The organism is Clostridioides sp. ZZV15-6383 (assembly GCF_020657735.1).
GTDB classification, from domain to species: Bacteria; Bacillota; Clostridia; order Peptostreptococcales; family Peptostreptococcaceae; genus Clostridioides; species Clostridioides difficile_D.
Genome location: NZ_JAGWCV010000013.1, coordinates 1 through 26,966 on the forward strand (window position 1 = coordinate 1; position 26,966 = coordinate 26,966).

General features: G+C 29.7%; 28 protein-coding genes. 22 read left to right on the forward strand and 6 right to left on the reverse strand.

Annotation, left to right across the window (positions count from 1 at the left end; genetic code table 11):
* Positions 1-4: 4 nt before the first annotated feature.
* Positions 5-82 carry an IS3 family transposase gene (locus tag KGF42_RS20440; RefSeq protein WP_227826039.1) on the forward strand — a complete coding sequence of 26 codons (78 nt, stop codon included), beginning with the start codon at positions 5-7 and terminating at the stop codon, positions 80-82.
* Positions 83-278: 196 nt separating this feature from the next.
* Here KGF42_RS20440 and KGF42_RS06875 read toward each other — a convergent pair whose 3' ends face one another.
* Positions 279-1,817 (reverse strand): ABC-F family ATP-binding cassette domain-containing protein, encoded by a 1,539-nt coding sequence (locus KGF42_RS06875; protein WP_227826014.1) that lies wholly within the window; start codon positions 1,815-1,817, stop codon positions 279-281.
* Between the two features lie 32 nt (positions 1,818-1,849).
* Here KGF42_RS06875 and KGF42_RS19815 point away from each other — a divergent pair, with 32 nt between their 5' ends.
* From KGF42_RS19815 to KGF42_RS06885, 3 genes are all read left to right on the forward strand, one after another.
* Complete coding sequence (locus KGF42_RS19815) at positions 1,850-1,975, forward strand: hypothetical protein (RefSeq protein ID WP_255650934.1); 126 nt, start codon at positions 1,850-1,852, stop codon at positions 1,973-1,975.
* Between the two features lie 844 nt (positions 1,976-2,819).
* The gene (locus KGF42_RS06880; RefSeq protein ID WP_413926998.1) at positions 2,820-3,281 is read left to right on the forward strand and encodes an Lrp/AsnC family transcriptional regulator; all 462 of its coding nucleotides are present in this window, start codon (positions 2,820-2,822) and stop codon (positions 3,279-3,281) included.
* Between the two features lie 72 nt (positions 3,282-3,353).
* Positions 3,354-3,938 carry a DJ-1/PfpI family protein gene (locus tag KGF42_RS06885; protein ID WP_227826015.1) on the forward strand — a complete coding sequence of 195 codons (585 nt, stop codon included), beginning with the start codon at positions 3,354-3,356 and terminating at the stop codon, positions 3,936-3,938.
* A gap of 4 nt (positions 3,939-3,942) precedes the next feature.
* Here KGF42_RS06885 and KGF42_RS06890 read toward each other — a convergent pair whose 3' ends face one another.
* Both KGF42_RS06890 and KGF42_RS06895 read right to left on the reverse strand, forming a co-directional pair.
* Positions 3,943-4,266, reverse strand: coding sequence for a winged helix-turn-helix transcriptional regulator (locus KGF42_RS06890; RefSeq protein WP_054275236.1), 324 nt, complete (start codon positions 4,264-4,266; stop codon positions 3,943-3,945).
* 342 nt (positions 4,267-4,608) lie between these two features.
* Positions 4,609-4,965, reverse strand: a complete 357-nt coding sequence (locus KGF42_RS06895; protein ID WP_227826016.1) for a phenylalanine--tRNA ligase beta subunit-related protein — start codon at positions 4,963-4,965, stop codon at positions 4,609-4,611.
* An 88-nt stretch (positions 4,966-5,053) separates the two neighbouring features.
* Between KGF42_RS06895 and KGF42_RS06900 the strand changes: the two genes are divergently transcribed.
* The 7 genes from KGF42_RS06900 (at position 5,054) to KGF42_RS06930 (ending at position 11,897) form a co-directional block, all read left to right on the forward strand.
* Positions 5,054-5,527, forward strand: a complete 474-nt coding sequence (locus tag KGF42_RS06900) for a helix-turn-helix domain-containing protein (RefSeq protein ID WP_227826017.1) — start codon at positions 5,054-5,056, stop codon at positions 5,525-5,527.
* Positions 5,524-6,102 carry an ATP-dependent Clp protease proteolytic subunit gene (locus KGF42_RS06905; RefSeq protein ID WP_227826018.1) on the forward strand — a complete coding sequence of 193 codons (579 nt, stop codon included), beginning with the start codon at positions 5,524-5,526 and terminating at the stop codon, positions 6,100-6,102. The genes KGF42_RS06900 and KGF42_RS06905 overlap by 4 nt, the downstream gene beginning before the upstream one ends.
* A gap of 307 nt (positions 6,103-6,409) precedes the next feature.
* Entirely contained in the window at positions 6,410-7,486 is a 1,077-nt protein-coding gene (locus tag KGF42_RS06910; RefSeq protein WP_227826019.1) for a glycosyltransferase, read from the forward strand.
* Between the two features lie 66 nt (positions 7,487-7,552).
* Positions 7,553-9,505 (forward strand): exosporium glycoprotein BclB-related protein, encoded by a 1,953-nt coding sequence (locus KGF42_RS06915; protein ID WP_227826020.1) that lies wholly within the window; start codon positions 7,553-7,555, stop codon positions 9,503-9,505.
* A 169-nt stretch (positions 9,506-9,674) separates the two neighbouring features.
* Positions 9,675-10,436, forward strand: coding sequence for an epoxyqueuosine reductase (locus KGF42_RS06920; RefSeq protein ID WP_227826021.1), 762 nt, complete (start codon positions 9,675-9,677; stop codon positions 10,434-10,436).
* A gap of 314 nt (positions 10,437-10,750) precedes the next feature.
* The gene (locus KGF42_RS06925) at positions 10,751-11,026 is read left to right on the forward strand and encodes a CD3324 family protein (RefSeq protein WP_227822282.1); all 276 of its coding nucleotides are present in this window, start codon (positions 10,751-10,753) and stop codon (positions 11,024-11,026) included.
* A 295-nt stretch (positions 11,027-11,321) separates the two neighbouring features.
* Positions 11,322-11,897, forward strand: a complete 576-nt coding sequence (locus KGF42_RS06930) for a DUF1062 domain-containing protein (RefSeq protein ID WP_227822283.1) — start codon at positions 11,322-11,324, stop codon at positions 11,895-11,897.
* Between the two features lie 106 nt (positions 11,898-12,003).
* Here the strand turns inward: KGF42_RS06930 and KGF42_RS06935 are convergent, their stop codons facing one another.
* Positions 12,004-12,837, reverse strand: a complete 834-nt coding sequence (locus KGF42_RS06935; RefSeq protein ID WP_038809763.1) for a prenyltransferase — start codon at positions 12,835-12,837, stop codon at positions 12,004-12,006.
* Between the two features lie 67 nt (positions 12,838-12,904).
* Positions 12,905-13,534 (reverse strand): DUF3786 domain-containing protein, encoded by a 630-nt coding sequence (locus KGF42_RS06940; RefSeq protein ID WP_227822284.1) that lies wholly within the window; start codon positions 13,532-13,534, stop codon positions 12,905-12,907.
* Positions 13,535-13,826: 292 nt separating this feature from the next.
* On the opposite strand from KGF42_RS06940, the gene cprR reads away from it, so the two are divergent.
* From cprR to KGF42_RS06980, 8 genes are all read left to right on the forward strand, one after another.
* Positions 13,827-14,486, forward strand: coding sequence for a two-component system response regulator CprR (cprR, locus tag KGF42_RS06945; RefSeq protein ID WP_227822285.1), 660 nt, complete (start codon positions 13,827-13,829; stop codon positions 14,484-14,486).
* Positions 14,487-14,697: 211 nt separating this feature from the next.
* The gene (locus tag KGF42_RS06950; RefSeq protein ID WP_054275224.1) at positions 14,698-15,756 is read left to right on the forward strand and encodes a lysylphosphatidylglycerol synthase transmembrane domain-containing protein; all 1,059 of its coding nucleotides are present in this window, start codon (positions 14,698-14,700) and stop codon (positions 15,754-15,756) included.
* Between the two features lie 252 nt (positions 15,757-16,008).
* The gene (gene fdhF, locus KGF42_RS06955) at positions 16,009-18,153 is read left to right on the forward strand and encodes a formate dehydrogenase subunit alpha (RefSeq protein ID WP_227822286.1); all 2,145 of its coding nucleotides are present in this window, start codon (positions 16,009-16,011) and stop codon (positions 18,151-18,153) included.
* 48 nt (positions 18,154-18,201) lie between these two features.
* A complete protein-coding gene (fdhD, locus tag KGF42_RS06960; protein ID WP_227826022.1) occupies positions 18,202-19,035 on the forward strand; it encodes a formate dehydrogenase accessory sulfurtransferase FdhD in 834 nt (277 codons plus the stop codon).
* 10 nt (positions 19,036-19,045) lie between these two features.
* Entirely contained in the window at positions 19,046-19,219 is a 174-nt protein-coding gene (locus KGF42_RS06965; RefSeq protein ID WP_227826023.1) for a hypothetical protein, read from the forward strand.
* Positions 19,220-19,255: 36 nt separating this feature from the next.
* On the forward strand, positions 19,256-19,807 hold the full coding sequence (locus KGF42_RS06970) for a 4Fe-4S dicluster domain-containing protein (protein ID WP_054275220.1): 552 nt from the start codon (positions 19,256-19,258) through the stop codon (positions 19,805-19,807).
* 24 nt (positions 19,808-19,831) lie between these two features.
* Positions 19,832-21,208 (forward strand): [FeFe] hydrogenase, group A, encoded by a 1,377-nt coding sequence (locus KGF42_RS06975; protein ID WP_227826024.1) that lies wholly within the window; start codon positions 19,832-19,834, stop codon positions 21,206-21,208.
* Positions 21,208-21,723 (forward strand): 4Fe-4S dicluster domain-containing protein, encoded by a 516-nt coding sequence (locus tag KGF42_RS06980; RefSeq protein WP_021386201.1) that lies wholly within the window; start codon positions 21,208-21,210, stop codon positions 21,721-21,723. The genes KGF42_RS06975 and KGF42_RS06980 overlap by 1 nt, the downstream gene beginning before the upstream one ends.
* 76 nt (positions 21,724-21,799) lie before the next feature.
* Here the strand turns inward: KGF42_RS06980 and KGF42_RS06985 are convergent, their stop codons facing one another.
* Complete coding sequence (locus KGF42_RS06985) at positions 21,800-23,083, reverse strand: conjugated bile salt MFS transporter (protein ID WP_227822289.1); 1,284 nt, start codon at positions 23,081-23,083, stop codon at positions 21,800-21,802.
* 188 nt (positions 23,084-23,271) lie between these two features.
* Between KGF42_RS06985 and KGF42_RS06990 the strand changes: the two genes are divergently transcribed.
* The 3 genes from KGF42_RS06990 (at position 23,272) to ligA (ending at position 26,946) form a co-directional block, all read left to right on the forward strand.
* Complete coding sequence (locus KGF42_RS06990) at positions 23,272-23,694, forward strand: DUF3783 domain-containing protein (RefSeq protein ID WP_227826025.1); 423 nt, start codon at positions 23,272-23,274, stop codon at positions 23,692-23,694.
* 101 nt (positions 23,695-23,795) lie between these two features.
* Positions 23,796-24,734, forward strand: coding sequence for a phosphoglycerate dehydrogenase (locus tag KGF42_RS06995; protein WP_227822291.1), 939 nt, complete (start codon positions 23,796-23,798; stop codon positions 24,732-24,734).
* Positions 24,735-24,921: 187 nt separating this feature from the next.
* The gene (ligA, locus tag KGF42_RS07000; protein ID WP_227826026.1) at positions 24,922-26,946 is read left to right on the forward strand and encodes an NAD-dependent DNA ligase LigA; all 2,025 of its coding nucleotides are present in this window, start codon (positions 24,922-24,924) and stop codon (positions 26,944-26,946) included.
* The last annotated feature ends 20 nt before the right edge of the window (positions 26,947-26,966 follow it).

Sequence of the window (26,966 nt, forward strand, 5' to 3'; positions counted from 1 at the left end):
TTATATTTATTTTTATAATAATGAAAGAATACAATTAAAAAACGGAATGAGTCCGATTGAATATCGAACTCATTCCGAGTAAAGATAGCCTTTTTTAAGTCTGTCTACTTGACAGGGACATATCCAATTTTGAGACAGCCTCTTTAAATTTTTATCCTAGTAATATGATTTATGCTCTAATAGATATTTATTTTTCTAGTTTACTTGAAATGAAACATTAACTAGAACATTGAAACTATCATTGAAATACTAGTTAAACAATACCACATATTATAAATTTACACTAGTTGTTTTTCTATATTATATACTTTGTCAATCCAACCTTTATAAAATTTTTCTTCATGAGAAACTAGAATTATACTACCTTTAAATTGTTTCAAAGCACTTTGTAAAGCATCCTTTGTTTCTGCGTCAAAGTGGTTAGTTGGCTCATCTAGAATCAAAAAATTACAAGGAGATAACATCATACAACATAATTTAACCTTAGATTGTTCACCACCACTTAACGTAGATACACTCCTTGAAACATGCTCTTCCTTTACACCACATCTAGCTAGATGTCGTCTAATCTCTTTTGTATTCAATTTTGGATATTTATCTGCTACTATTTGAAGTGGTGTTTTAGTAGGATTTTCCCACTTTAAATCCTGCTCATAATAACCAAGTTTCACTTGTTCAGAAAATTGGAAATCTCCAGAAATACAAGGAATATCTTTGACTAATGTTTTTAACAAAGTAGATTTACCAATTCCATTAAAACCAGTTATAACTATTTTTTGCCCCCCCTCAACAGAGAAATTTAATTTTGGAAGCAAAGAATAGTAGTAGCCAACTTCAAGATTTGTTACTGTAAGAGCATTTTGAGCAGATATTTCAATTTCTGAAAATTTTATATTTGGTTTTCCTGTAAAACTAGGAGGAGCTATTCTTTCTATTTTATCCAGTTGTTTTTGTCTTCCTCTTGCAATTTTTGAATTTACTCCAGCTTTGTTTTTACGTATAAATGCTTCTTCTTTTTCTATTTTCTTTTGTTGTGATTGATATCTTCTAATATAATCCTCTCTTAAATGTGACTTTTGTTTAAGGAATTCTGAGTATTTTCCATGATACTTTTTAATCATACCAAATTCTATATCAAGAATACCTGTAGAAATTTTCTCCAAAAAGTCAAAATCATGGGAAACTACAATAAATGCTCCATCAAATGTATTTAAATAGTTTGAGAGCCACTCAACATGTTCTTTATCTAAAAAGTTTGTTGGTTCGTCTAATAATAAAACTTCATGGTTAGAAAGTAGTAATTTTGCTAAAATTACTTTTGCTCTTTGCCCACCACTAAGTTTTCCAACAACGCGATTCATTCCTATTGAATCTAATCCAAGACCAGTTGCTATTTTGTTTACTTCATTATCTATAGAATAGAAATTGTTTGCTAGTAGTTGCTCTTGATAATCTGATGCTTTAATTAGTTGTTGCTCATCTCCAGATACAGCACTTTCTTGATATAGTAAATTCATCTCCTTTTCTATTTTATAAAGGTCTTCAAATGCAGTGTGTAAATAGAGTGATATTGTTGTATCTCTATTGATTTCTGCATATTGGTCTAAATGGCCTATATTGATATTAGGTTGCCACTTGATTTCTCCTGAATCTGGAACGACTTCTCCCAATAAAATTTTAATTAAGGTACTTTTGCCTGCTCCATTTTGACCAACTACGCCTATATGTTCACCTTTGAATAAATCAAAGTTAGCTTTCTCATACAGTGATTTATCCATAAAACATTGTGATAAATTAGTTACTTTTAATAAACTCATAATTCAAACTCCTTTTCTTTTATTAAAAATTTATGAAAATAAAAAAAGCAGAGGAATGGCATTATAAAATGCCGACCTCTGCTTTTGGAAAAACAAAAGGTCATAGACAAGCATTGTTGTCTATGACCAGAAAATCTATATTATCTATAGACAAATAGGCAATTTTAAATAAGCATAGCTAAAAAACTACACTAAACCTATATTTGCCGATGAAGATAGAAAGCTTTAAGCTTTCAGATTAACCTCTACACAACGCTTCATCGTATACATTTGTGTAGAGTTAAGTTTTCTAACAAGTTTAACTAATTCTATATAAATCATAATTATTCACATCCTAATCTTAGTATTAATTCTAGTTTATCTATATTTAAATTGTACTTTCGTACTTTGTGTATTACCTTATTTATTTAAAATATGTTTTATTAATTATAGCTTAAATTATGTTATCATAATACTTAGTTATAGTCAATAAGAAAGTTATATTTACTACATACCCTATTAATTTAGTAAATCTATCATTACAAAGTTATTTGAAGACTCTTCACCAATAAAATTTTATAATCTATTAAGAAAATTAAGATTATGAGATTTATAATTTTGATACAGGTATACTATCTTCATTAAATATTACAACATGTAGAAGTAGATGGATAATATTGTTGAATTTTCAATGATATGCTAAGGTACATATATAATTATTAGAAATAAAAATATAACAATATGAAAGTAACTGATATAATAACTAAACGATTAAACATATAGTAAAAACACTTCATAAATTATGGAGTGTCTTTTATTATCGCAAAAATAAGTAACATATTATACAAAATAAAAACATTAATTCAACTTAAATAATTTTAAGTGTCATATGTATTTTGATTAAATAAACCTAAAATTTTAAGGAAAAATAATATATTTGTATTAAATTTTATTGAAATAATTAAAATTATTTACTTAATATAAATTATTGGCTAAAATTGTACTAAATAATTAAGGAGGTGAGTGGCTCTGGATGAGATAGATTTAAAAATAATTAATTCTCTAAAAAAGAATAGTAGGGCTTCAACCTCTGAAATAAGCAGAAAAATTAATTTATCAATACCAGCAGTCTCAGAGCGTATAAGGAAAATTGAGCAATCAAATGTAATTCAAAAGTACACTATTCAAATTAATCGGGAAAAAACAAAATATAAGCTTTTGGCTTTTATATTTATCAATACTGATTTATCTAAAAGTATGAAAGAATTCAAGAAAACTATATTGGAATATGATACTGTATTAGAATGTCATCATATTTCAGGAGAATATGATTACTTAATAAAAGTATTAGCAGAAGATACAAGTAATCTTGAAGAGTTTATATCAGTGACTTTGAAAGAAATTGGGGGAATTCAGAAAGCTAATACAACTATTGTTTTATCTACAATTAAAGAAGAATTTAATACAATCAAAGATATTTTTTAAATAATTGAATAGTAAAATATTAATTATGTAATCCATACTTGTTTTAATTATATTTTAGGAGGAAAATAGAATATGAAAATTTTAGTTTTTTTAGCAAAAGGTTTTGAAACTATGGAATTTAGTGTATTTGTAGATGTTATGGGATGGGCTCGTAACGATTATGGACATGATATTGATGTAGTGACTTGTGGATTTAAAAAGCAAGTTATGAGCACATTTAATATTCCAGTATTAGTTGATAAGACTATAGAAGAAGTATGTGTTGATGATTATGATGCTCTAGCTATTCCTGGAGGATTTGAAGAGTTTGGATTTTATGATGAAGCATATGATGCATCTTTTTTAAATCTAATAAGGGAGTTTAATTCAAAAGAAAAAATAATAGCTTCTATTTGTGTGGCAGCATTGCCAGTTGGGAAAAGTGGTGTTTTAAAAAATCGTAAAGCTACTACATATCATTTGAAAAATGGTAAAAGACAAAGACAGTTAAGTGAGTTTGATGTAAATGTAGTTAATGAACCAATTGTTGTAGATAAAAATATTATAACCTCATATTGTCCAGAAACAGCTCCATATGTAGCTTTTAAGCTTTTAGAAATGTTGACATCTAAAGAACAAATGGATGAAGTTAAATTAGCCATGGGATTTAAACTGTAATGGTTTAGAGCTTTTCTAAGTAATCAGAACCCCAGTCACACATGGAATCTAAAATTGGAATAATACTCTTTCCAAAATCGGATAGTGAGTATTCTACTTTTGGAGGGACAACAGGATAAACCACTCTTATAATTAAACCATCTGCTTCTAATTCACGTAATTGTTGAGTTAACATCTTAGGTGTTGCTTTAGGAATTAATTTTTTTAATTCATTGAACCTTAATATAGTGTCTTTAAGGTGCCAAAGTATAAGTGTCTTATATTTACCACCAATCAATGCAAGTGTTGCTTCTATTGGGCAACTGTAATTATCTAAACATTTTTTCATTTTTGGGCTCCTTTATGTATTTTAAAGTATCTTTTTAGGTACTATATTACAAAAAAGTGCATTATTGTAATATAGTACCATAGTGATAAAATTATAGCATAGGTTAAATAAATCATCAACTTAGCCTAATAAAACAATAGGAGGTAAACAAAACTCAAAATGAATAATATCTACATATAATTAATTTTAGTGAAGTATATCTAGTTTAATTAGAATATATACTTCACTAATTTATTTGTTCAAAATATTTACTATGTATGAAGATTTTGATATATTAACTAAAATATATCAATTGAATTAACTTTTAAATCTGGAAAAGCACTTGAAATATAGTCTTTTATATCATTTAAATGGTCTTGAATTTGTTTTTTTGATATTCTTAGACCCATATACAAAATACATAATATTTTTAGTATCTTTTGTTATAGCTGTTCGATTATCGGGTCCATTGAGAATACTAGATAATATACCAATATTATCTGATAAAGATAAATCATCTTTTGTAAGAATCTGTTCTTTACCTCCTATTCCATAAAAATGTTCACTTCCATTTGCTAAGTCTACTTTTAAAGGGAATTCTATTTTATCAAGGTCATGACCTGCTGTTAGAAGAAGATTTTTCAATTCTGCTAAAAACATTGACTCAATTGTTATACCTACATCTGGAATACCTTTTGATTTTAATAGAATAGATTCCAACTGAAACAATACAGGGTAAGTTTTCTTGAATTTTTTATAATACTTTATATAACTTGAAACAGGTTCTGTCTTAATTTTTTCTTTACGATTGTATTCTGGATGTTGTTCTATAATATTTTTAATAGAAGAAAATCTTACAGAAAATCTAAATTTAGATAAAATAGCTAATATTGCTAATTATTCAAAATACCATTTACATAGAATGTTTACAAACATTGTAGGATTTACTATTCATCAATACATACAGAGGAGGAGACTTACTGAAGCAGCTAGACAACTTGTATTTACAGATAAATATATTATAGACATAGCTATTACAGCAGGATATTCTACACATCAATCTTTTACACTAGCATTTAGGAATTTATATAAAGAATCTCCACAAGTATATAGAAGTAAAGATGAATTTTATCCTATTCAACAAAGATTTGTTTTAAATCCAAATCATCAAATTCAAAATATAGAGTGTATTTCTTATACAAGTATTAATTATGAACGAAGAAGAGATGAAATCAATTCTTATCTCAACTTTAATATTAATTGTGAGGTGAAAGTAGCATGAGTTTAGTACCACATGTGATTGAGCAGACAGGTCAAGGTGAAAGGTCTTATGATATATATTCAAGACTATTAAAAGATAGAATTATTTTTATAGGAGAAGAAATTAATGATACTATTGCAAGTTTAGTAGTAGCTCAATTACTGTTTTTAGAATCAGAAGACCCAGATTCAGATATAATTATATATATAAATAGCCCAGGAGGAGCTGTCACAGCAGGATTTGCTATATACGATACTATGAAATACGTCAGATGTGACGTATCAACTATTTGTATTGGCATGGCTGCAAGTATGAGCGCTTTTTTACTTGCAGGAGGTACAAAAGGAAAAAGATATGTTTTACCTAATGCAGAAATTATGATACATCAGCCTATGGGTGGAGCTAAAGGTCAAGCAACAGATGTAAAAATAGCAGTAGATAATATATTGAAAACAAAAGAAAAATTAGATAGAATTCTTTCTGAGAATACAGGAAAATCAATAGAAGATATTAGAATAGATAGAGATAATTTTATGACTGCACTGGAAGCTAAAGAATATGGATTAATCGATTATATAATGAATAAGAGCGAGTAAGTTGTTATTTTAGAGGATTAATTTATAATTTATAAATATTGTTAAAATAATCATGTTTAAATAAACATGGTTATTTTATTTATTTCAAATCTATTTGACCCTATGGTAGCTAAAAAATTCACATCAATTAAATCAAAGAATTAAAATTTTGAATTCAATAAAAATGAACTATAGAAATACATGATAAACAAAGTTATATACTAATTTTTTGTCGTTAAAAATTTTCAAGATTTCAATAACAAAACAAGAGAAAGTACCATATATTACTTATGTCTGCAATATATAAAAGACAAAGGAGTTGTACATTATGATTACAATAAGTTTGTGCATGATTGTCAAAAATGAGGAAGAAGTTATAGGCAGATGCTTAGAATGTGTAAAGGATATAGTAGACGAAATTATAGTTGTAGATACTGGTTCTACAGATTCCACAAAAGAAATAGTCTCAAAATATACAGACATGGTGTACGATTTCGAATGGATAGATGATTTCTCTGCTGCAAGAAATTTTTCATTTTCTAAAGCTTCTAAAGACTATATAATGTGGCTTGATGCAGATGACATAATTTTAGAAGATGATAGAGAAAAATTATTGAAAATTAAAGAAACTTTGGATACTTCCATTGATATTGTTATGGCAAAATACAATGTATCCTTTGATGAAAATGGCAAACCAACTCTCTCATATTATAGAGAACGATTGTTTAAAAGAAGTTCTAATCATAAATGGGTTGACCCTATCCATGAGGTAATACCTCTCGTTGGAGAAATATTTTATTCAGACATTGCAATATCTCATAAAAAACTCCATAGACAGGACCCCCTAAGAAATCTTAGGATTTTTGAAAAAATGATTTCGGAAGGTAGAGTATTGGAGCCAAGGCATCAATTTTATTATTCAAGAGAGTTGTACTATAATGCGAAGTATAAAGAAGCAATAGAAGGTTTTACTAAGTTTTTAGATTCAGCGAGAGGATGGATTGAGGATTGTATCAGTGCTTGCAGAGATTTAGCCACATGTTATTACTTAATTAATGATGAAAAGAGTGCCTTATATTCTTTGTTTAGAAGTTTCGAATTTGATGAACCAAGAGCAGAAATTTGTTGTGATATAGGGAAGCATATGTTTGATAGACAAAAATATAAAGAAGCCATTTTTTGGTATAAGGTAGCATTAACAAGAGATAAAAATGATACTAATGGAGGATTTAAGTCAAATGATTGTTATGGATATATACCATATATACAATTGAGTGTTTGTTATGACAGATTGGGAGAAATAGATAAAGCTATTTACTGTCATGAAAAAGCAAAAGAAATCAAGCCTAAAGATAGTTCTATTTTATACAATGAAAATTATTTTAGTAAATTTAAAAATAACTGATAAATCACAATAATACTAATTTTGACATATTATATATAGAGCTTAAAAGCTCAAATATATCAGGAGGTGCTTTTAATAATGAGTAGAAATAAATATTTTGGTCCATTTGATGATAATAATTATGATAATGGCTATGACAAATATGATGATTGCAACAGTGGTTGCGATAGTTGTAATAGCTGTGATTGTCATCATGGTTATCCATCATCATGTGTAGGGCCAACAGGACCAATGGGTCCAAGAGGTAGAACAGGCCCAACGGGTCCGACTGGTCCAACAGGGCCAGGTGTAGGGTCAACAGGATCAACAGGCCCAACAGGACCAACAGGTCCGACTGGCCCAACAGGAAATACAGGGACAACAGGATTAATAGGTCCAACAGGAGCAACAGGGTCAGTAGGTCCAACAGGAGCAACAGGAGCAACAGGATTTGGAGTAACAGGTCCAACAGGAATAACAGGAGCAACAGGCCCAACAGGAGCAGATGGAGTAACAGGTCCAACAGGGGCAACAGGAGTAACAGGAGCAAATGGAGTAACAGGTCCAACAGGAGCGACAGGGGCGATAGGATTTGGAGTGACAGGTCCAACAGGTCCAACAGGGGCGACAGGAGTAGGAGTAACAGGAGCAACAGGATTAATAGGCCCAACAGGAGCAACAGGAACACCTGGAGCAACAGGTCCAACAGGTCCAGCAGGAGCAACAGGAATAGGAATAACAGGTCCAACAGGGGCAACAGGAGCAACAGGAGCAGATGGAACAACAGGGGTAACAGGCCCAACAGGAGCAACAGGAGCAACAGGAGCAGATGGAGTAACAGGTCCAACAGGGGCAACAGGAGCAACAGGAATAGGAATAACAGGTCCAACAGGTCCAACAGGAGCAACAGGAGTAGGAATAACAGGAGCGACAGGATTAATAGGTCCAACAGGAGCAACAGGAGCACCTGGAGCAATAGGTCCAACAGGTCCAACAGGGGTAACAGGAGCAGCAGGGCTAATAGGTCCAACAGGAGCAACAGGGGCAACAGGGGCAGACGGAGCAACAGGAACGACAGGGGCAACAGGAGCAACAGGCCCAACAGGAGCAGATGGATTAGTAGGTCCAACAGGGGCAACAGGTCCAACAGGAGCAGATGGATTAGTAGGTCCAACAGGAGCAACAGGAAATACAGGAGCAGATGGAGTAGCAGGTCCAACAGGGGCAACAGGAGCAACAGGAAATACAGGAGCAGATGGAGCAACAGGTCCAACAGGGGCAACAGGCCCAACAGGAGCAGATGGATTAGTAGGTCCAACAGGGGCAACAGGAGCAACAGGAGTAGCAGGAGTAGCAGGTCCAACAGGGGCAACAGGGGCAACAGGCCCAACAGGAGCAGATGGATTAGTAGGTCCAACAGGGGCAACAGGCCCAACAGGAGCAGATGGATTAGTAGGTCCAACAGGAGCAACAGGCGTAACAGGAGTAACAGGTCCAACAGGAGCAACTGGAATAGCAGGAGCTGGTGCAATAATACCTTTTGCATCAGGTATACCTCTATCACTTACAACTATAGCTGGTGGATTAATAGGAACACCAGGATTTGTTGGTTTTGGTAATTCAGCTCCAGGGGTAAGTATAGCTGGAGGAACAATAGACCTTACAAACCCAGCAGGAACACTAACTAACTTTGCATTTTCAATGCCAAGAGCTGGAACAATAACATCTATTTCAGCATATTTTAGTACAACAGCAGCACTTTCACTTGTTGGCTCAACAATTACAATTACAGCAACACTTTATGAATCAACTGCACCAGATAACACATTTACAGCTGTACCAGGAGCAACAGTTACACTAACTCCACCACTTACAGGTATATTATCAGTAGGCTCAATTTCTAGTGGAGTTTTAACAGGATTAAATATATCAGTAGCAGCACAAACTCGTTTATTGCTAGTATTTACTGCAACAGCTTCAGGTCTTTCATTAGTTAATACTGTAGCAGGATATGCAAGTGCAGGAATTTCGATTAACTAGATTAGATAATTAAAAGAGGCTTCTAGTATCTTGTTGATATTAGAAGCTTTTTAATATTAATTGCTAAGTATAATTTTAATATAATTGCTAAGCATAATTTAGAGTACTATTATATAATATAAAATAATAATATAAAATTGGAAATAGAGAATTGTCTAGGGGGAATATTATGAAAAATAAGATTGAAGAATTAATGAATAGTTTTGTAAAGGATTATCATAAATCAAATAATATAACTACAAAGTGGCAAGAACTTTTATTTGCTTATGCATATGCCGAAGATGATATGTTTCAGAAGTTAAAAGGAGCTGTAGGAACATCTCATGCCTTGCCAAAAGATTTTTTGAAAGATGGTAAAACTATAATTACATATTTTATACCTTTTGATAAAAGTATAAATAATAGCAATATTGGAGGATTTGAATGTTCTGAAATATGGGCAAGAGCGTACATAGAAACTAATATATTGATTTCAAATTTAAATAGTTTTTTATGTGAAGAACTAGAGAAGATAGGATTTAATTCATATTCTATTCCTGGGTCATATAATTTTGATAGTGAAAAATTGGTTAGTGATTGGTCACAAAGACATGTAGCATTCATAGCGGGTCTTGGAACTTTTGGTTTAAATAATATGCTTATTACAGAAAAAGGGTGTTGTGGAAGAATAGGAAGCATAATCACAAGCTTAGAATTGGAACCAACTAAAAGACCAGAAAATGAATACTGCTTGTATAAACATAATAATAGTTGCAAAAAATGTGTTAGTAAATGCGTAAAAGGAGCTTTAAAAGAAGATGGATTTGATAGAAATAAGTGTTATGAAATGTGTATGATAAATGAAAAGAAATATGCTCATATAGGTGGATGTGACATTTGTGGAAAGTGTATAGTTGGAGTTCCTTGTTCAGTAATAAAACCATCAAGATAATGGATTTATGTTTATTAATAATTTTAAATATAATTTATAATGAAAAAATATTAGCTACCAAAATAAATATAATATAATATGAAAATTAAATAAATATAATTTAAAAATTAGATAAATAATTTACATCGATTGACAATTATTTATACTGTTGATAGACTTATATGTATCGCTGTGATATATAAGGAGGGTTGAGACTTTATGTTTGATTTAATCTTTATAGTTGCATAGCAAGGGCTATTGCAATTATAAAATTTAATATATAAATAGCCCTTTGCTATTCCTAATAAAAAATTACTATTTAATAGGAGAGCAAAATGAGCTATAAAAAGGCAATACATATATTACCAGAAGAATTACTTGAATTGATACAGGAATATGTAGATGGCGAATGCATCTATATTCCTAGAAAATCTAATAACAAAAAAGAATGGGGAAGTAATACTTCTACTCGTGAAGATTTGGCAATTAGAAATATGAAGATTTATGAAGACTATCAAGTTGGATACGATTTGCAATATTTATCCGAAAAGTATTATTTATCTTTGAAAAGTATTCAAAGAATTGTATTACAAGAAAAAAGAAAAAGATAGCTAAGAATGAGTCAGTATAGTTTTATAATTATACTGGCTCATTTTCTTTTGAGAAAAGTGTTTGAGGTATAGTTTCTTCTAGGTGGATGTTATAATTTAAATAATTTCAAAACTTATACAACATATAATAATTCTAGTTGTAAAGTACATATAAAAAGCAATAATTTTTTATATGTGTGAAATTAAAATTTATCAAAAATTAGGAGGTATTGTTTTGAAGAAAATACTTGATTATATTCCACCTTTTCATAACTTTCTATTAGTTTAGTAACTTTATAGAAAGGAAATTGTATTTATGCAAAAAATTACTTGGGAGGTGGAGTATACCTCCCAATTACCAGTAATTAGGTATTGTAAAAAATGTGGAAAAAAGACTGAATATATTTGTTCAGGTTTATTTAGAGTTAATGCTCAACATAAATATTTGGATATATGGCTAATATATAAGTGTTCAAACTGTGACTCAACATGGAATTCAACCATATATTCTCGTGTCAATCCAAATAACTTAAATCCAGAAACACTAGAACAATTCCATACGAATGATGATAATCTTGCTAATCAATATGCTATGAATGTAGAACTTTTACATAGAAATGGAGCAGAGGTTGGTATTCCAGAATATAAAATAGTAGGACAAGAAATTGATATTAATGACCTTACACAAGTTCGTATTGTAAGTAAGTATCCATCTCAATTAAAGGTGTCAAGATTATTGCGTGAGAAACTAGGTTTATCTAGGAAGGCATTTGATGAGATGTTAGATTGTGGAACTATTAAAAGTATATCTGGAGTTGATTTAAGAAAAAGTAAATTAAACTATGAAATTATGTTAGAGATAGGCAATGAGAAGCAAAAGTCTTCAAATTGATTAGAATAACTAACTTAATATATTTTCAGGAACATCATTTAAAAAAAATAGTGACTTTAAAAAATTTAAAGCCACTATTTTTTAATATGTTTTATCTATATAACTATTATTTTTCTAGGTTTTTTAATATTTCGTAATAGTGTGTTGTGGCTATTTCACTTGATTCGCCTTTTTTACAAAAAGATAATTTAGATAGTTTTGGAACTACACGTTCAACGACAATTTTATTACCTATCATTTTAGATTCAAGTATCTTCAATGCTTCTAAAAACCTCTTATCCTTTTTTGCACGATTATAAAATGATAAAACGTAGACATAAAGGAATAGGTTATAATTACGGAAAGGATATTCAACTTGCATAAATAATGTTCCAATTCCATAGTGACAAGGGCCGATTGGTTTTTTAATAGTCCAATGGTCAAGTAGAAAATCTACAGCTTTGTCAAGTTTTGATTCTTTATTTAGATAATTACTAAAACGGAATGCATTTAATATATTAAGAGTTGGTAGTGGATTTGAGTATTCAGTTTCTGGACCTCGACCAAAACTAAATTTATTGCAACGCCACCCACCATCAGCATACTGTGTATCTAAAAAATGTTGAAACGTTTTTTGCATTCTAATGTCAGATGCATATCCCATATGACAGAGTACGTTAGCAGCATTTGCAGTATGACAAGGGTAAATACCTCCATTTGGATATAGTTTGAAACGTCCATCTTCTCGCCATGTGCTAAATATCAAGTCAGCACATTCTTTAAGTAAAGTATCATCAGGGTTCACACCTAACTCTAATAGATAAAGTACACTATCAAGAGTAGAGAAAGGAGAACCTTTTATTAAACGCTTATCAGGTGTAGTCCAATAGTCTGCACCATTATCATACCTGTGTGATAATATTATTTCAATATCTGATAAATATTTATTTTCTACATTCATTTTTTACTCCATTTCATATTATATTCTATTAAATCTATCAAAAACTTTATTATAATATTATTTATATTTATAATTGATTTATTTTATTTAAAATTGCATCTATAGCTGTATCAGGAACAACTGCTAAATCTTCTGCATTGAAGTAATAAATTATATTAGAATCAAATAATATATTTGAATTTGGAGGGAATTCGTCATCTCCAAACCAAAATATAAATATCATAGATGTATTACCCATATATGTAAACCTATAGGCTAAATCTCCCATATCTACTTTTTCAGCTCCCATATTTTCCATAACCAACTTATACCTGTTTATTTGAGATGTAAAAACCTCTGAAAGTCTAGACAGAGTTCTGTTTAAAAAATTTGGATAGTAAACATTGCCTCCTGGTATTTCTTTAAAAGTCACATATTTATTAGTTCTAGGTACACCATTAGCATTGATTAAGTATCTAATTATTAAAATTTTAAGTTCAAAGTTTTTGCAGATACTACCATCATCATTCCAAACTTCTCCACTTGGATAGTCTATAATATATTGTCTATCAAAGAAATTAAGTGTGAATTTATTTGAATCACTGTTAAAAGATATATTACTTAAATTACTAATTGTATGAGGGTCTAATTTTTTTAATTTTTCTCGAGCATAGTCAAATGGAACATTATAGTTACTTCTTGTTACTTTTTCATCCAATTTAAATAATTAAAGATATATTTATAAGAAGTTTTCTTATTATTGATTTTATTACATTTTTAAAATATTACAATAATAAATTGTCAAATAAATTTTTACAATTAAATAAATATATGTAAAATAAGTATAGAGTATTTGAAATATAAAGTTTTGAATCTAAAATGTTTTATTTGTAAAATATCAATTATTGTGTAAGCTATAATATGAGAGTATAATGATTCATACAAACTTGAAAAAAGTTATTAAATATAAGTATTAAAATGTTATTAAACATATAAATGGAGGCGTTAGTATGTCTAAGATACTAGTAATAGATGATGAGTTAGATATGTTAAAGTTGATTGAAAATATATTAAAAAGAGATGGACATGAAGTAAAGGTAATTAGTGATGTAGAAAATGCTATAGATATAGACTTTAATTCTTTTAATCTAATAATATTAGATGTAATGATGCCTAAGATGGATGGATTTGAAGTGTGCAAAGCTATAAGAAATAAGGTTGATTGTCCAATACTATTTTTGACAGCCAAAAATATGGAAAGTGATATTATGTATGGTCTTGGTATAGGGGCAGATGATTATATAACCAAACCTTTTGGTGTAGGAGAATTAAGAGCTAGGATAACTGCTCATTTAAGAAGAGAAAATAGAGAAAAAAAGAATTTATTAACTATCTCAAATGTTCAATTTAACTTTTTAGGTAAAGAAGTTTCAATTGATGGTAAAAAAATCAATTTTACTAAAAGTGAATATCTAATATGTGAATTTTTAGCAAAAAATAAGGGACAAGTATTTTCAAAAGAGAGAATATATGAGTCAGTATATGGCTTTGATAGAGAAAGTGATATAAGTACTATCACAGAACATGTAAAAAATATACGAAGCAAATTAAAACAATATGATATTTATACAATAGAAACTGTATGGGGGATAGGGTATAAATGGGTGTAATAAATATAAGTGTTACTTAGTGCAAATATTATATATATCTACAAAATGTTTGTAAAATATTAATCTATATATTAAAATTTAATTTATAGGTTAATATTTTTTGTAAATGACAAAATTGTAAGGTATTTTGTTATAAAATATTAAGATTTGTGGTGTATACTAATAATATAGTATTTAGTATAAATCTTGAGCAAAGGACGGTTATCTCTATATGGATAGACTAAAGAATATTAGAAAGAGTTTACTACAGTATACATTTTTATTTTTATTAATAGGTGTAACAATTTACCTAGTGTTTAAAACATTGGATATTAAAATGCTATCAAATGTTATGGTTATGGTAGATAAGAAGTTTTTATTCATTGGTGCTTTGGCAATTATGTGTCACATAATGCTTGAAGGAGTAGTAATGAAGATAATTATAGAAAGCACTCACAAAGTTAATATTAGATTTATTGGCTTTAAGCTAGCCATTATGGGATTTTATTATAATTTAATAACTCCTTTTGCTTCAGGAAGCCAACCAGTACAGATATATGTACTTAAAAAATGCAAAATGCCACTTAGTAAGGCAAGTGCAGTTGTTACTAATAAGTCTATTATTTTCCAAATAGTAGTTACTTTTTATTGTACAATACTTGTGTTAATGAATTTTAATATGTTAGAAAAACAAATGAAAGTGATTATGCCTTTAGTGTTTCTAGGGATAGCTATTAATTCATTTGTCTTAATTATGATAATATTAGTTATTTTAAATCCTCAAAAAATAAAATATATTATGAGAGTTTCTATAAAGCATTTATCAAAAATCAAGTTTTTAAAATTTTTAGATAATAAGATTGAATCCATAGAAAGTTTTATAGATGATTATAGTAAAGCAATAAATTTTTTTGCAAAGAATAAAAAAGTATTAATTTCAACTATAATAGTGACTTTTATTCAATTAAGTGCTTACTTTAGTGTTTCTTTTTGGATATATAAAGCATTTAATTTGCAAGGTTATAGTTATATCTATATATTGACACTGCAAGCATTTTTATATATGGCAATATCTCCAATACCAACACCTGGGAATGTAGGAGCTAATGAATTAGCGTTTTTCACTATATTCAAATCAGTATTCCCTCAACCTTTAATGGGATATGCAGTATTTTTATATGGTGGATTTATGTACTATTTGATTCTAATTGGAAGTGGAATATTTACTGTAATTACTCACTATAGAATGAAAAATAGAATTGGTAGGAATATTGTTTTGAGTGAAAATTAAATAAGTTTAAAGAAATGTATATTAAGTATATTAAAAAATATGTCATAAGAACTAGAATATTTTAATTAAATGGTTGAAATATAAAGATTATTATGACATATTTTTTTTAAAAATTTAAAAGGAATTGTGAGAAAATTGTTGAATTTAATAGATAGTATTGCAAAATATTTATGATTTTGCATATTATAAAAACACTCATTATCTTTAAGATAAATTTTACTTATCAGGGGATAAATCTAAGGGGGGAAATGTATGGAGAAAAAAATTTTAACAGTTTGTCCATACTGTGGAGCTGGATGCCAATTATATCTAGTCGTAAAAGATAATAAGATATTAAGAGCTGAACCAGCTAATGGTAGAACAAATCAAGAAAGTTTGTGTTTAAAAGGTCGTTATGGATGGGATTTTCTAAATGACCCTAAAATTTTAACACCTAGGCTAAAAAAGCCAATGATAAGAAAACAAGGTGTACTAGAAGAGGTTGAATGGGATGAAGCCATAAGCTATACGGCTTCAAGATTAAATGAAATTAAAGAAAAATATGGGCCTGATTCTATTATGGGAACAGGTTCTGCAAGAGGACCTGGTAATGAAGCAAACTATATAATGCAAAAATTTATGAGAGCCACAATAGGAACTAATAATGTTGACCATTGTGCTCGTGTCTGACATGCACCATCTGTAGCCGGTCTGGCTTACTCATTAGGTAGTGGTGCAATGTCTAATTCTATACCAGAGATAGAAAATGCAGATGTTTTATTTATATTTGGATATAATGGAGCAGATTCACATCCAATAGTGGCAAATAGAATAGTGAAAGCTAAAAAAAATGGTGCTAAATTAATTGTCACTGACCCTAGAGTAACTGAATCTGCAAGAATTGCTGATATACATCTACCTATAAAAGGTGGAACAAACATGGTTTTAGTAAATGCTTTTGGAAATGTTTTAATAGAAGAAGGTCTTTACAATAAAGAATTTGTTCAAAATCATACACAAGGATTTGATGAGTATAAAGAAATTGTTAAACCATATACAGCTAAATATGCTGAAAAGATTACAGGAATTCCAGAAGAACTTATAAGAAAAGCTATGAGGGAATATGCAAAAGGTAAAAAAGCTATGATGCTTTACGGAATGGGGGTCTGTCAATTTGGTCAAGCTGTCGATGTAGTTAAGGGGCTTGCATCAATTGCTCTACTTACAGGTAATTTTGGTAGAGAAAGCGTTGGAATAGGACCTGTACGTGGACAAAATAATGTCCAAGGAGCTTGTGATATGGGAGCTCTTCCTAATGTATATCCTGGTTATCAAAATGTAACTGATGATAAGATAAGAGAAAAGTTTGAAAATGCTTGGGGCGTAAAACTATCTCCTAACAATGGTTATAGTTTAACTCAAGTTCCAAACTTAGTACTAAAAGAGAAAAAGCTTAAAGCTTATTATATATTTGGAGAAGACCCAGTGCAAAGTGACCCAGATGCATCAGAAGTTAGAGAAGCTTTAGATGAATTAGAGTTTGTCGTTGTTCAAGATATATTTATGAATAAGACAGCACTTCATGCTGATGTTATACTTCCAGCTACTTCTTGGGGAGAACATGAGGGAGTATATACATGTGCAGATAGAGGATTCCAATTGATGAGAAAGGCTATAGAACCACAAGGAGATGTAAAACCAGATTGGCAAATTATAAGCGAAATTTCTACAGCAATGGGATACCCTATGAATTATAAAAATACTAGGGAAATATGGGATGAACTTAGACAATTATGTCCAAGTTTCTTAGGTGCTACTTATGAAAAGATAGAAGCTCAAGGATGTGTTCAATGGCCTTGTAAGAGCGAAAGTATGGAAGATAAAGGAACTATGTATCTATATGAAGGTCAAAAGTTTTCTACTCCTAATGGCAAAGGTAATTTGTTCGCTGCTGAATGGAGACCTCCTATGGAAGTTGAAGATGATGAATATCCATTTAGCTTATGTACTGTAAGAGAAGTTGGACACTATTCAGTAAGAACAATGACTGGTAATTGTAGAACTCTTAGTTCATTAGAAGATGAGCCAGGACGTGTTCAAATAAATTCTAATGATGCTGAAAAATTAGGAATTGAAGGCGATGAATTAATTAGAATTAGTTCAAGAAGAGGAAGCGTAATAACAAGAGCAACAGTTACTGATAGAGTTAAGGAAGGTGCAACATATATGACTTATCAGTGGTGGGTTGGAGCTTGTAATGAACTTACAATAGCAAACTTGGACCCTATATCTAAAACACCAGAGTATAAATATTGTGCTGTTAAACTTGAAAAACTTGAAGACCAAGAACTAGCAGAAAAATGTGTGAGAGAAGAGTATCAGAGTCTTAAAGATAGAATGACTGCTACAAATATTTAGTGGTTAATTAGATTCAAGACTTATAAAAAGTGGAAAGGCTAATATTTTATGAACAATATATACTCAAAAACTAAATTACAAGAGAATAGTAAGGATGAAGTTTTTGAAAACAGTTATAGTCTAGTGGATTACAAATATTTAAATTCTTTTAATATAGAAGTAAGTAAAATAAATGAACATGAATTATCAATAGAGGACGAAGAAATAATTGCAGAATATCCGCTTAGTTTTATCTTAAATGATAAATATGTAAATACATTTTTATGTACACCATATAATTTGGAAGAACTTATAGTAGGCTTTTTGAAAACAAAAGGATATATAGAAAATAAAAGAAGCTTGCTAAGTCTGAAGATAAATGAGGAGGAATGTTTTGCGAAAGTAACTATCAAAAAGAAACAAAAAAGTCAAGATGAGCAAATTATATTTTTGAATTCACTAGACTATATAAAATGTACTCCTGTAGAGAGTAATATAAAAGTAAATTATGATACGATTTATAGTATAATGGATAGAAATTTGAATTCGTCAGAATTATTCAAAAATACAGGTGGGGTACACAGTGTATCCATATTTGATTTTGATGAAATTATAGTGACTTGTGAAGATGTAGCAAGACATAATGCAATGGATAAGGCAATAGGATTTTGTGTTTTAAATGAAATATCATTGGAAGATAAAATTATAGTTGTAAGTGGAAGAATATCACTGGAGATGATATTAAAAGCAGCCATGACTCAAATTCCTATTGTAGTATCAAAATCAGCACCAACCAATTTATCAATAGAGCTTTCTAAAAAATTAAACATAACCCTTATTGGATTTGTAAGAGGAAGACGAATGAATATTTATGCAAATCCACAGAGAGTTATCAAAAAGTGAGACTGAGTATATGTGTGCTAAAAAAGAAGAGCGAAAATATTCAAAATGTGAAATCTGTGGAGTATTAATTGATGATACTGATAAAGTGTATGATAACGCATACAATTTGTGTAAAAAATGTAAGCGAAATATAAGTACTGAGAAAATATTAAAATATATAAATATATATGATGAAAGTAACTAGGGCGTTAGAAATATACAAATTGAAAGGTGGGATAATATGAAGAATAAAATAGGCTCTTTTGTAATAGCAGACCCAAATAAATGTACAGGTTGTAGAGCTTGTGAAGTAGCTTGTTTTACAATGCATAACCAGCATAATAATGTAGGTTATACAGTTGGAACGGTTGATATACCTGTTATACCTAGACTTTATTTAGTAAAAGGTGATACTTTCTGTATGCCAATACAATGTAGACATTGTGAAGATGCTCCTTGCTTAAACTCATGTCCACAAAAAGCTATAATCAAAGAAAATAATATTATGTCTGTAAATGAAGAAAAGTGTATAGGATGTAAAACTTGTCTGCTAGCATGTCCTTTTGGAGCTATAGACTTACTTCCACAATATGAAGATGGTAAAGAAGTAGAACAAGTAATTTTAGACGAAAATAAAAAGATAGCTTATAAATGTGACTTATGTAAAGACAATGAAAAAATAGCTTGTATAAGTGCATGTCCTCAGGAAGCATTAAAACTTGTTACTCCAATAGATGACAAAAAAGCTAAGAATAGACAAGCAGCACTTAGCTTATTGTTAACAAATAAATAAAGGATACAGGGGTAGGTGACGTTTATGATAATAAATATAGATAAAGATTTATGTACTGGATGTAGAGAATGTTCAAAAGTCTGTCCAGTAAATGCTATTGAAGGTGAAGAGGGAAAGCCACAAGAGATAAATTTAGATAGATGCGTTATGTGCGGTCAATGTGTTCAAACTTGTAAATCTTATGCCTCAGTTATAGATGAAGGATTTGAGTTTTTACAAGAGAAAAAACAAGAAAGAGAGATACCAGAGTCTATAAATGAACCTATATTTGCAGCATATAATGTATGTGATGTAGATAGGGTGAAAAAAGCTTTAAGTGACCCAAATGTATTTACAATGGTTCAATGTGCACCAGCAGTTAGAGTGGCTTTGGGAGAAGATTTTGGATATTATTTAGGATACCTAGGTGCTGGGAAGATGGCAGCAGCACTTCGAGCTTTAAATTTTGATAGAGTATATGATACTAATTTTGCAGCAGATTTGACTATCATGGAAGAAGGTAGTGAGTTAATTAAAAGAGTAACAGAAGGTGGAACTCTTCCAATGTTTACATCTTGTTGCCCAGCATGGGTAAAATTTATGGAAAAAAATTATCCTAAATTAACTAATCATCTGTCTTCTTGTAAATCACCTCAACAGATGGGTGGTGCAATATTTAAAACTTATGGTGCAGAAATAAATAATATAGATGCCTCAAAGATATTTAGTGTTTCTATAATGCCATGCACATGTAAAAAATATGAATGTGATAGAGAAGAAATGGATTCTAGTGGATATAGAGATGTAGATGTAGTATTAACTACTAGAGAATTAGCTTATTTAATAAAAGATATGGGAATTGATTTCAAAAATTTAAGAGAAGAAAAGTTTGATAGTCCTTTAGGTAGTTATAGTGGGGCTGGAACTATATTTGGTGTTACTGGTGGAGTTATGGAAGCTGCTATAAGAACAGGTTATGAGTTTATAACTGGAGAAAGTATTCCTGATGTAGAAGTAAAACAAGTAAGAGGAGAAAATGGCTTTAGAAAGTCAACTATTAAAATAGGAGACTTAGACCTAAGAGTTGGAGTAGTAAGTGGACTAAAAAATGTAATACCAGTACTTGAAGATTTGGAAAAAGGAAAATTAGATGTAGATTTTATTGAAGTTATGACTTGTCCTGTTGGGTGTGTAAGTGGTGGTGGTCAGCCAAAAATTTTACTAGAAGAATATAAAGAATTGGCCTATGAAAATAGAACAAAAGCAACATATGTGCATGATGAACATTTAGCAATTAGAAAATCTCATGAGAATCTTGATATTAAAAAGCTATATGATGAATATTTGGTAGAACCATTAGGAGAAAAGTCTCATCATCTATTACACACTACATATTGTATAGGAAAGGAAGTGGCTAAGTGATGAACTATTTTGTTATAGCAGACCCTGATAAATGCATAGGATGTAGAACTTGTATGATAGGATGTGTAGTTGCACATTCAGATGAAGATATTTTTTACAAAAATCCAGATGAAATAAATTTTAACCCAAAACTTTCTGTCATAAAGACAAAGGAAGTAAGTGCTCCAATACAATGTAGACATTGTGAAGATGCTCCTTGCGCAAAGGCATGTCCAAATGGTGGTATAGTTAGGGTTGGGAACACAATAAAAATAAATGAAGAAAATTGTATAGGATGTAAGACTTGTATGTTAGCATGTCCTATAGGTGCAATAGACATAGTTACATTAAAAGATATAGATGAAGGAAAGCTTTGTTTTAGAGAAAGAATGACAGCAAATAAGTGTGATTTTTGTATAGAATCTCCAGAAGGACCTGCATGTGTAAATGTCTGTCCAACTAAAGCATTTACTATAGTTAAGGATGAAGATATAGATAGTAAGGTTAAAAACAAAAGAAAATTAGCAATATTGTAATATAAAAAAGATGGAGCGCTATTTGTTATTAAAAGCTCCATCTTTTTTATATAATATTTAGATATCTAAGAATTAATTATTGTATCAGTTTATCTAGTCTTTCTTTATTCATTTTTTTCATTCCTATAGAAGTTATAATAAGCAAAGTATAGGCTATTATAACTGATAAAATTATAATAGACCAAGAAAATCTATATCCAAAATTATCAACTAGTAATCCAAATAATGTTGAACCTAATGCAAACCCTGCTGCAAAAATTAATTGTACGATTCCATAGATACTACCAAATTCCTTTTGACCAAAGAAAGTTCCTGTCAAATAAGCAGGACCAATCATATAAGCAAATACAGAAAGTCCTTTTAAGACAGCAAATGCAAAAGCAAATGCAGGAGATTTATCTACAAATAGCAATGATAAAGTTGCTATAAGGACCAATATAAAAGATATAATAAGTGGTTTTATTTGACCAAACTTGTCAAACAATAATCCTCCAAATAAATTACCAATAAGAGCAAATAAAGCAAAAGTGGAGCCGACTGTTCCTATTAGAATCGGATTTAGATAGTTCCTAAGATAAGTGGGATATTGTACAGATAATGATGAAACATATATACCAACAAATATAAATCCAATTGTCATAATCCAAAAATATTTAATTTTTTTAGCTTCTTTTAATGTATAACCCCATACTGAAGGAGAAATTGCATCAGATGCTTTCTCTTTTTTACCTTTAGATTTAACTTTCTCACTAACATCTTTAGGCATCCTAAGTATGAATAATATTACAGGTACACCAACTATTAATGCTACAATTCCAAATATTAGATAAGAACGACTGTATCCTTGAGTTGCCAATAAGCGAACTGCAAGTGGTTGTAGAAATATACTGCCAATAGAGCCACCAGCAAAAGCAAAGCCCAGAGCTTTTCCTTTACTTTCTTCATCAAACCAAGCACTTATTAAAACTGGTATCCCTATAGCAGATATAATTGTAGCACCAATTTGCACAATACATGATACAGTGTAAAATTGCCATAGTTCAGTACATATAGAAAAAGTAGCAAAAGCAATACTAGAAATTATACAACCTAATAAATATAGTATCTTAATATTGACTTTAGAAAATAATACACCTATAAAAGGTGATGCAATTGCTGAAGCAATAGTACCAATAGTGAATATTAGAGAAAAAGATGCTAAGCTAAAACCTTCTCCTTCTACAACATAACTTATAAATTGAGGTTGTATGCTTGCTACTATACTAAATGGCACAGCTTGTATCAACATACAACCAAGTACTATAACCCAAGCATTTGAAAAGTTTTTAATGCTAAAATTCTTGTTTAGTAGTGTATTCATGGTATCTCTCCTTTAGATTATGATTTGTAGATATTAAGCTAATTATTCTAATTTTATATATTAGTTTTAGATAGTCGAATTATTTAAATGTAATTTTGGGTATTAATATAAAAATTAGCTATAAAAATTGATTATTTTAAATGGATGGGGTAAATTAAAATATATAGATAAATGAAAGGATGGATAAAATGTCATTTGAAAAAATAAATAATAATAATCTAGATAAGATACACAGTAGGAAGTGTATTATATTTGTAAATTTTAATAAAAAAGAATTATCATTAATTAAAAATGTTAGTAATTTTGCTGGAATAAGAGACCATATTATTTTAACTGATAAAAACGGAGAAAACACAATAAGAGACATTTTGGATGGAAATATATCAAATGAATGTGAAAATGGGATTAAGAGTAAGTCTGTAATATTTAATAACACTCCAAGTACGCAAGTAAATGCATTTTTAGAAGGATTAAAAAAAGTAAGAATAAATAGACCTTTTACAGCTATGGTAACTGAAACATCTATTGATTGGACGCTGAATAACTTAATAGAAAATTTAGTTCAAGAACGTAATGCTATGTCTTTAGGAAAAACAATTGAACATAAGTAATTTGAGACATCTTCTAGTAAGTTTAACTAATGTACATTAAGTATCATATATTATACTGTAGGATATAAAAATTTTAATGTGAGTGAATGAAGGAGATTAAGATGAAAGTTTTGTTTACAATAAATTATGGAAAAGAGAAATTTGAGAAAATAAGAGAATTAGGCTATGATGTTATACATTACCCTGAAGATAGTATTGAAAATAATGAAGATGTAAATACTGCAGATGTACTAGTTACATACAATCCTTTTAGTAGATTAGATATTTCTAAGATGAAAAATTTAAAATATATACAGACAACTAGTGTAGGTATAGACCAACTTCCAAAAGAAGAAGTGTTAAAGAGAGATATTAAGATAGCTAATAATAGGGGTGGATATAGTGTACCTATTGGTGAAAGTATAGTTCTGTATATTTTAGAAATTTATAAAAATAGTGCAAAGTTTTTTAAACAACAACAAAATAAAGAATGGAAGATGGATTTTTCTGTATCAGAATTGTATGGACAAAGAGTTGGATTTCTTGGAACAGGTACTATATCTTCAGAAGCAGCAAAGAGATTAAAAGCTTTTGGTCTAGAAATATGGGGGGTTAATACTAATGGAAGTAGTAAAAAATACTTTGATAAATGCTTTGCCACTGATGATATGAATATTATATTTGAAGAATGTGACATAGTCGTTGTAGCAATGCCTTCTACAAAAAGTACAGACGGAATAGTAAACAAAGAAATGCTTAAACTTATGAAAGAAGGTTCTGTATTTATCAATGTGGGTAGAGGAAATACAGTTAATCAAAAAGACTTAGAAGAATGTGTAGATAAATTTAGAGGTGTAGCATTAGATGTATTTGAAAGTGAGCCTTTGAGTAAAGATAATAAGTTATGGGAGTGTGAAAATGTCATAGTAACTCCTCATAACTCTTGGGTATCTGATAAAAATAAAGAGAGAACATTTAATATGGTTTATAATAATTTAAAACACTATATAATGGAAAATAAACCTGTAGATAATGTTGTAGATATATCAAGAGGTTACTAAATATATAAAAATTTTAATAAGAATAAAAAACTCTTATTAGTATTATTAGAGATACTAATAAGAGTTTTTTTTGTAATAAATTTAAAGTCAAAAAAGTGATATACTAAAAAATATATAAATAGGAAATAATTAATTATAAGGGAATTTCAAAATAATTTAATTTAAAAAATATGAAGAGGTGCAAAAAGTGAGCGTTAAAGATGAAATTAATAAACTTATAGAACAAATAAACTATCATAATGAAAGGTATTATAATCAAGATAGCCCAGAAATATCAGACTATGAATATGATAAGTTAATGAAGGAGTTAATTTCTTTAGAAGAAGAAAATCCAAATCTAAAGAGAATTGATTCTCCAACAAATAGGATAGGAGGTAAGTCATTAGACAAATTCAATCAAATTGTACATAAAACTCCTATGTTGAGTTTATCAAATGCTTTCTCAGAACAAGATTTGAGAGACTTTGATAAGAGAGTTCAAGAATATGTAGGAGATAATGTTGAATATGTTGTTGAATTTAAAATAGATGGTCTTTCTGTAGGTCTAACTTATAATAATGGAGAGTTTGAAAAAGGAGCAACTAGAGGAGATGGAATTGTAGGAGAAGATATTTCTCAAAACCTAATGACTGTAAAAAGCATACCTCTTAAAATAAATGAAAAAAAAGAACTAATAGTTAGAGGAGAAGTATATATATCAAAAGATAACTTTAGAAAAGTAAATGAGCAACAAGAAGAACAGGAACAGCCCTTATTTGCTAATCCAAGGAATCTTGCTGCAGGTTCATTAAGACAATTAGACCCAAAATTAACTGCAAAGAGACCATTAGATATATTTGTATTTAATATGGAAAATATAGAAGAATATGATTTAGAAAGTCATAGTAAATCACTAGATTATTTAGAAAAACTAGGATTCTCAGTAAGCCAGAATTATAAAGTCTGTAAAAATATAGATGAAGTTATTGAACATATTGAATACTGGACAGAGAACAGAGGTAATTTGGAATATGAAATAGATGGTATGGTAATAAAAGTAAACAATATAAAACAAAGAAACGAAATGGGGTATACAGCAAAAAGCCCTAGATGGGCAATTGCATATAAATTCCCAGCAGAAAAGAAAAAGACTAAAATAGTAGATATAATAGTAGAAGTTGGGAGAACTGGTACAATAACACCTTCAGCAATACTTGAACCAGTCAGACTTGCAGGTACTACTGTAAGTAGAGCTACACTTCATAATGAAGATTATATAAGAGAAAAAGATATAAAAATAAATGATACAGTATTAGTTCAAAAAGCAGGAGATATAATACCTCAAGTTTTAGAAGTTATAAAGGAAGAACGTACTGGAGATGAAATAGATTTTAAAATGCCAGAAAAATGTCCTGTTTGTTCAGAGCCAACAGTAAGATTAGAAGGAGAAGCTGCTGTAAAATGTATAAACATGTCTTGTCCAGCTCAAATAAGAAGGGGAATTATACACTTTGTATCGAGAGATGCAATGAATATAGATGGTTTAGGAGAATCTATAATTACATTGTTATTAAATGAAAAAATAATACAAGATGTATCTGATTTATATTATATAAAAAAGGAAGATGTAGTTGACTTAGATAGAATGGGTGAAAAGTCTGCTGATAATTTAATAAATTCAATTGAAAAGTCAAAAGAAAATGATTTATGGAGACTTATAAATGGATTAGGTATTAAATTTATAGGAGTTAAAGCAGCTAAAATACTTGCATCTAGCTTTAAGGATTTAGATGATGTGATTTCTGCAATGAGTGAGCAACTAGAAGAATTAGAGGAATTCGGAAGTATAATGGCAAACAGCGTTGTCGAGTTTTTTAAGGAAGAGAAAAATATGAATGTCATAAACAAATTGAAAAATGTAGGAGTAAACACAAAATCCTTAGATAATACAGGTGAAAAAGTAGAAAAAATATTTGAAGGAATGAAAATAGTCTTGACTGGCACACTTCCTACACTAAAAAGAAATGATGCAAAAGATATGATAGAAAAAAGAGGTGGGAAAGCTACATCTAGTGTAAGTAAATCGACAACATTTGTTTTAGCAGGAGAAGAAGCTGGTTCTAAACTCACTAAAGCAAATGATTTAGGAATTAAAGTTATAGATGAAGAGAGATTTTTAGAATTATTAAATTTACCATCGAAAGATGAAGTAAAAGCTGTATTAGAGAGTTAAAAAGTCGCTTAATTTAGTAG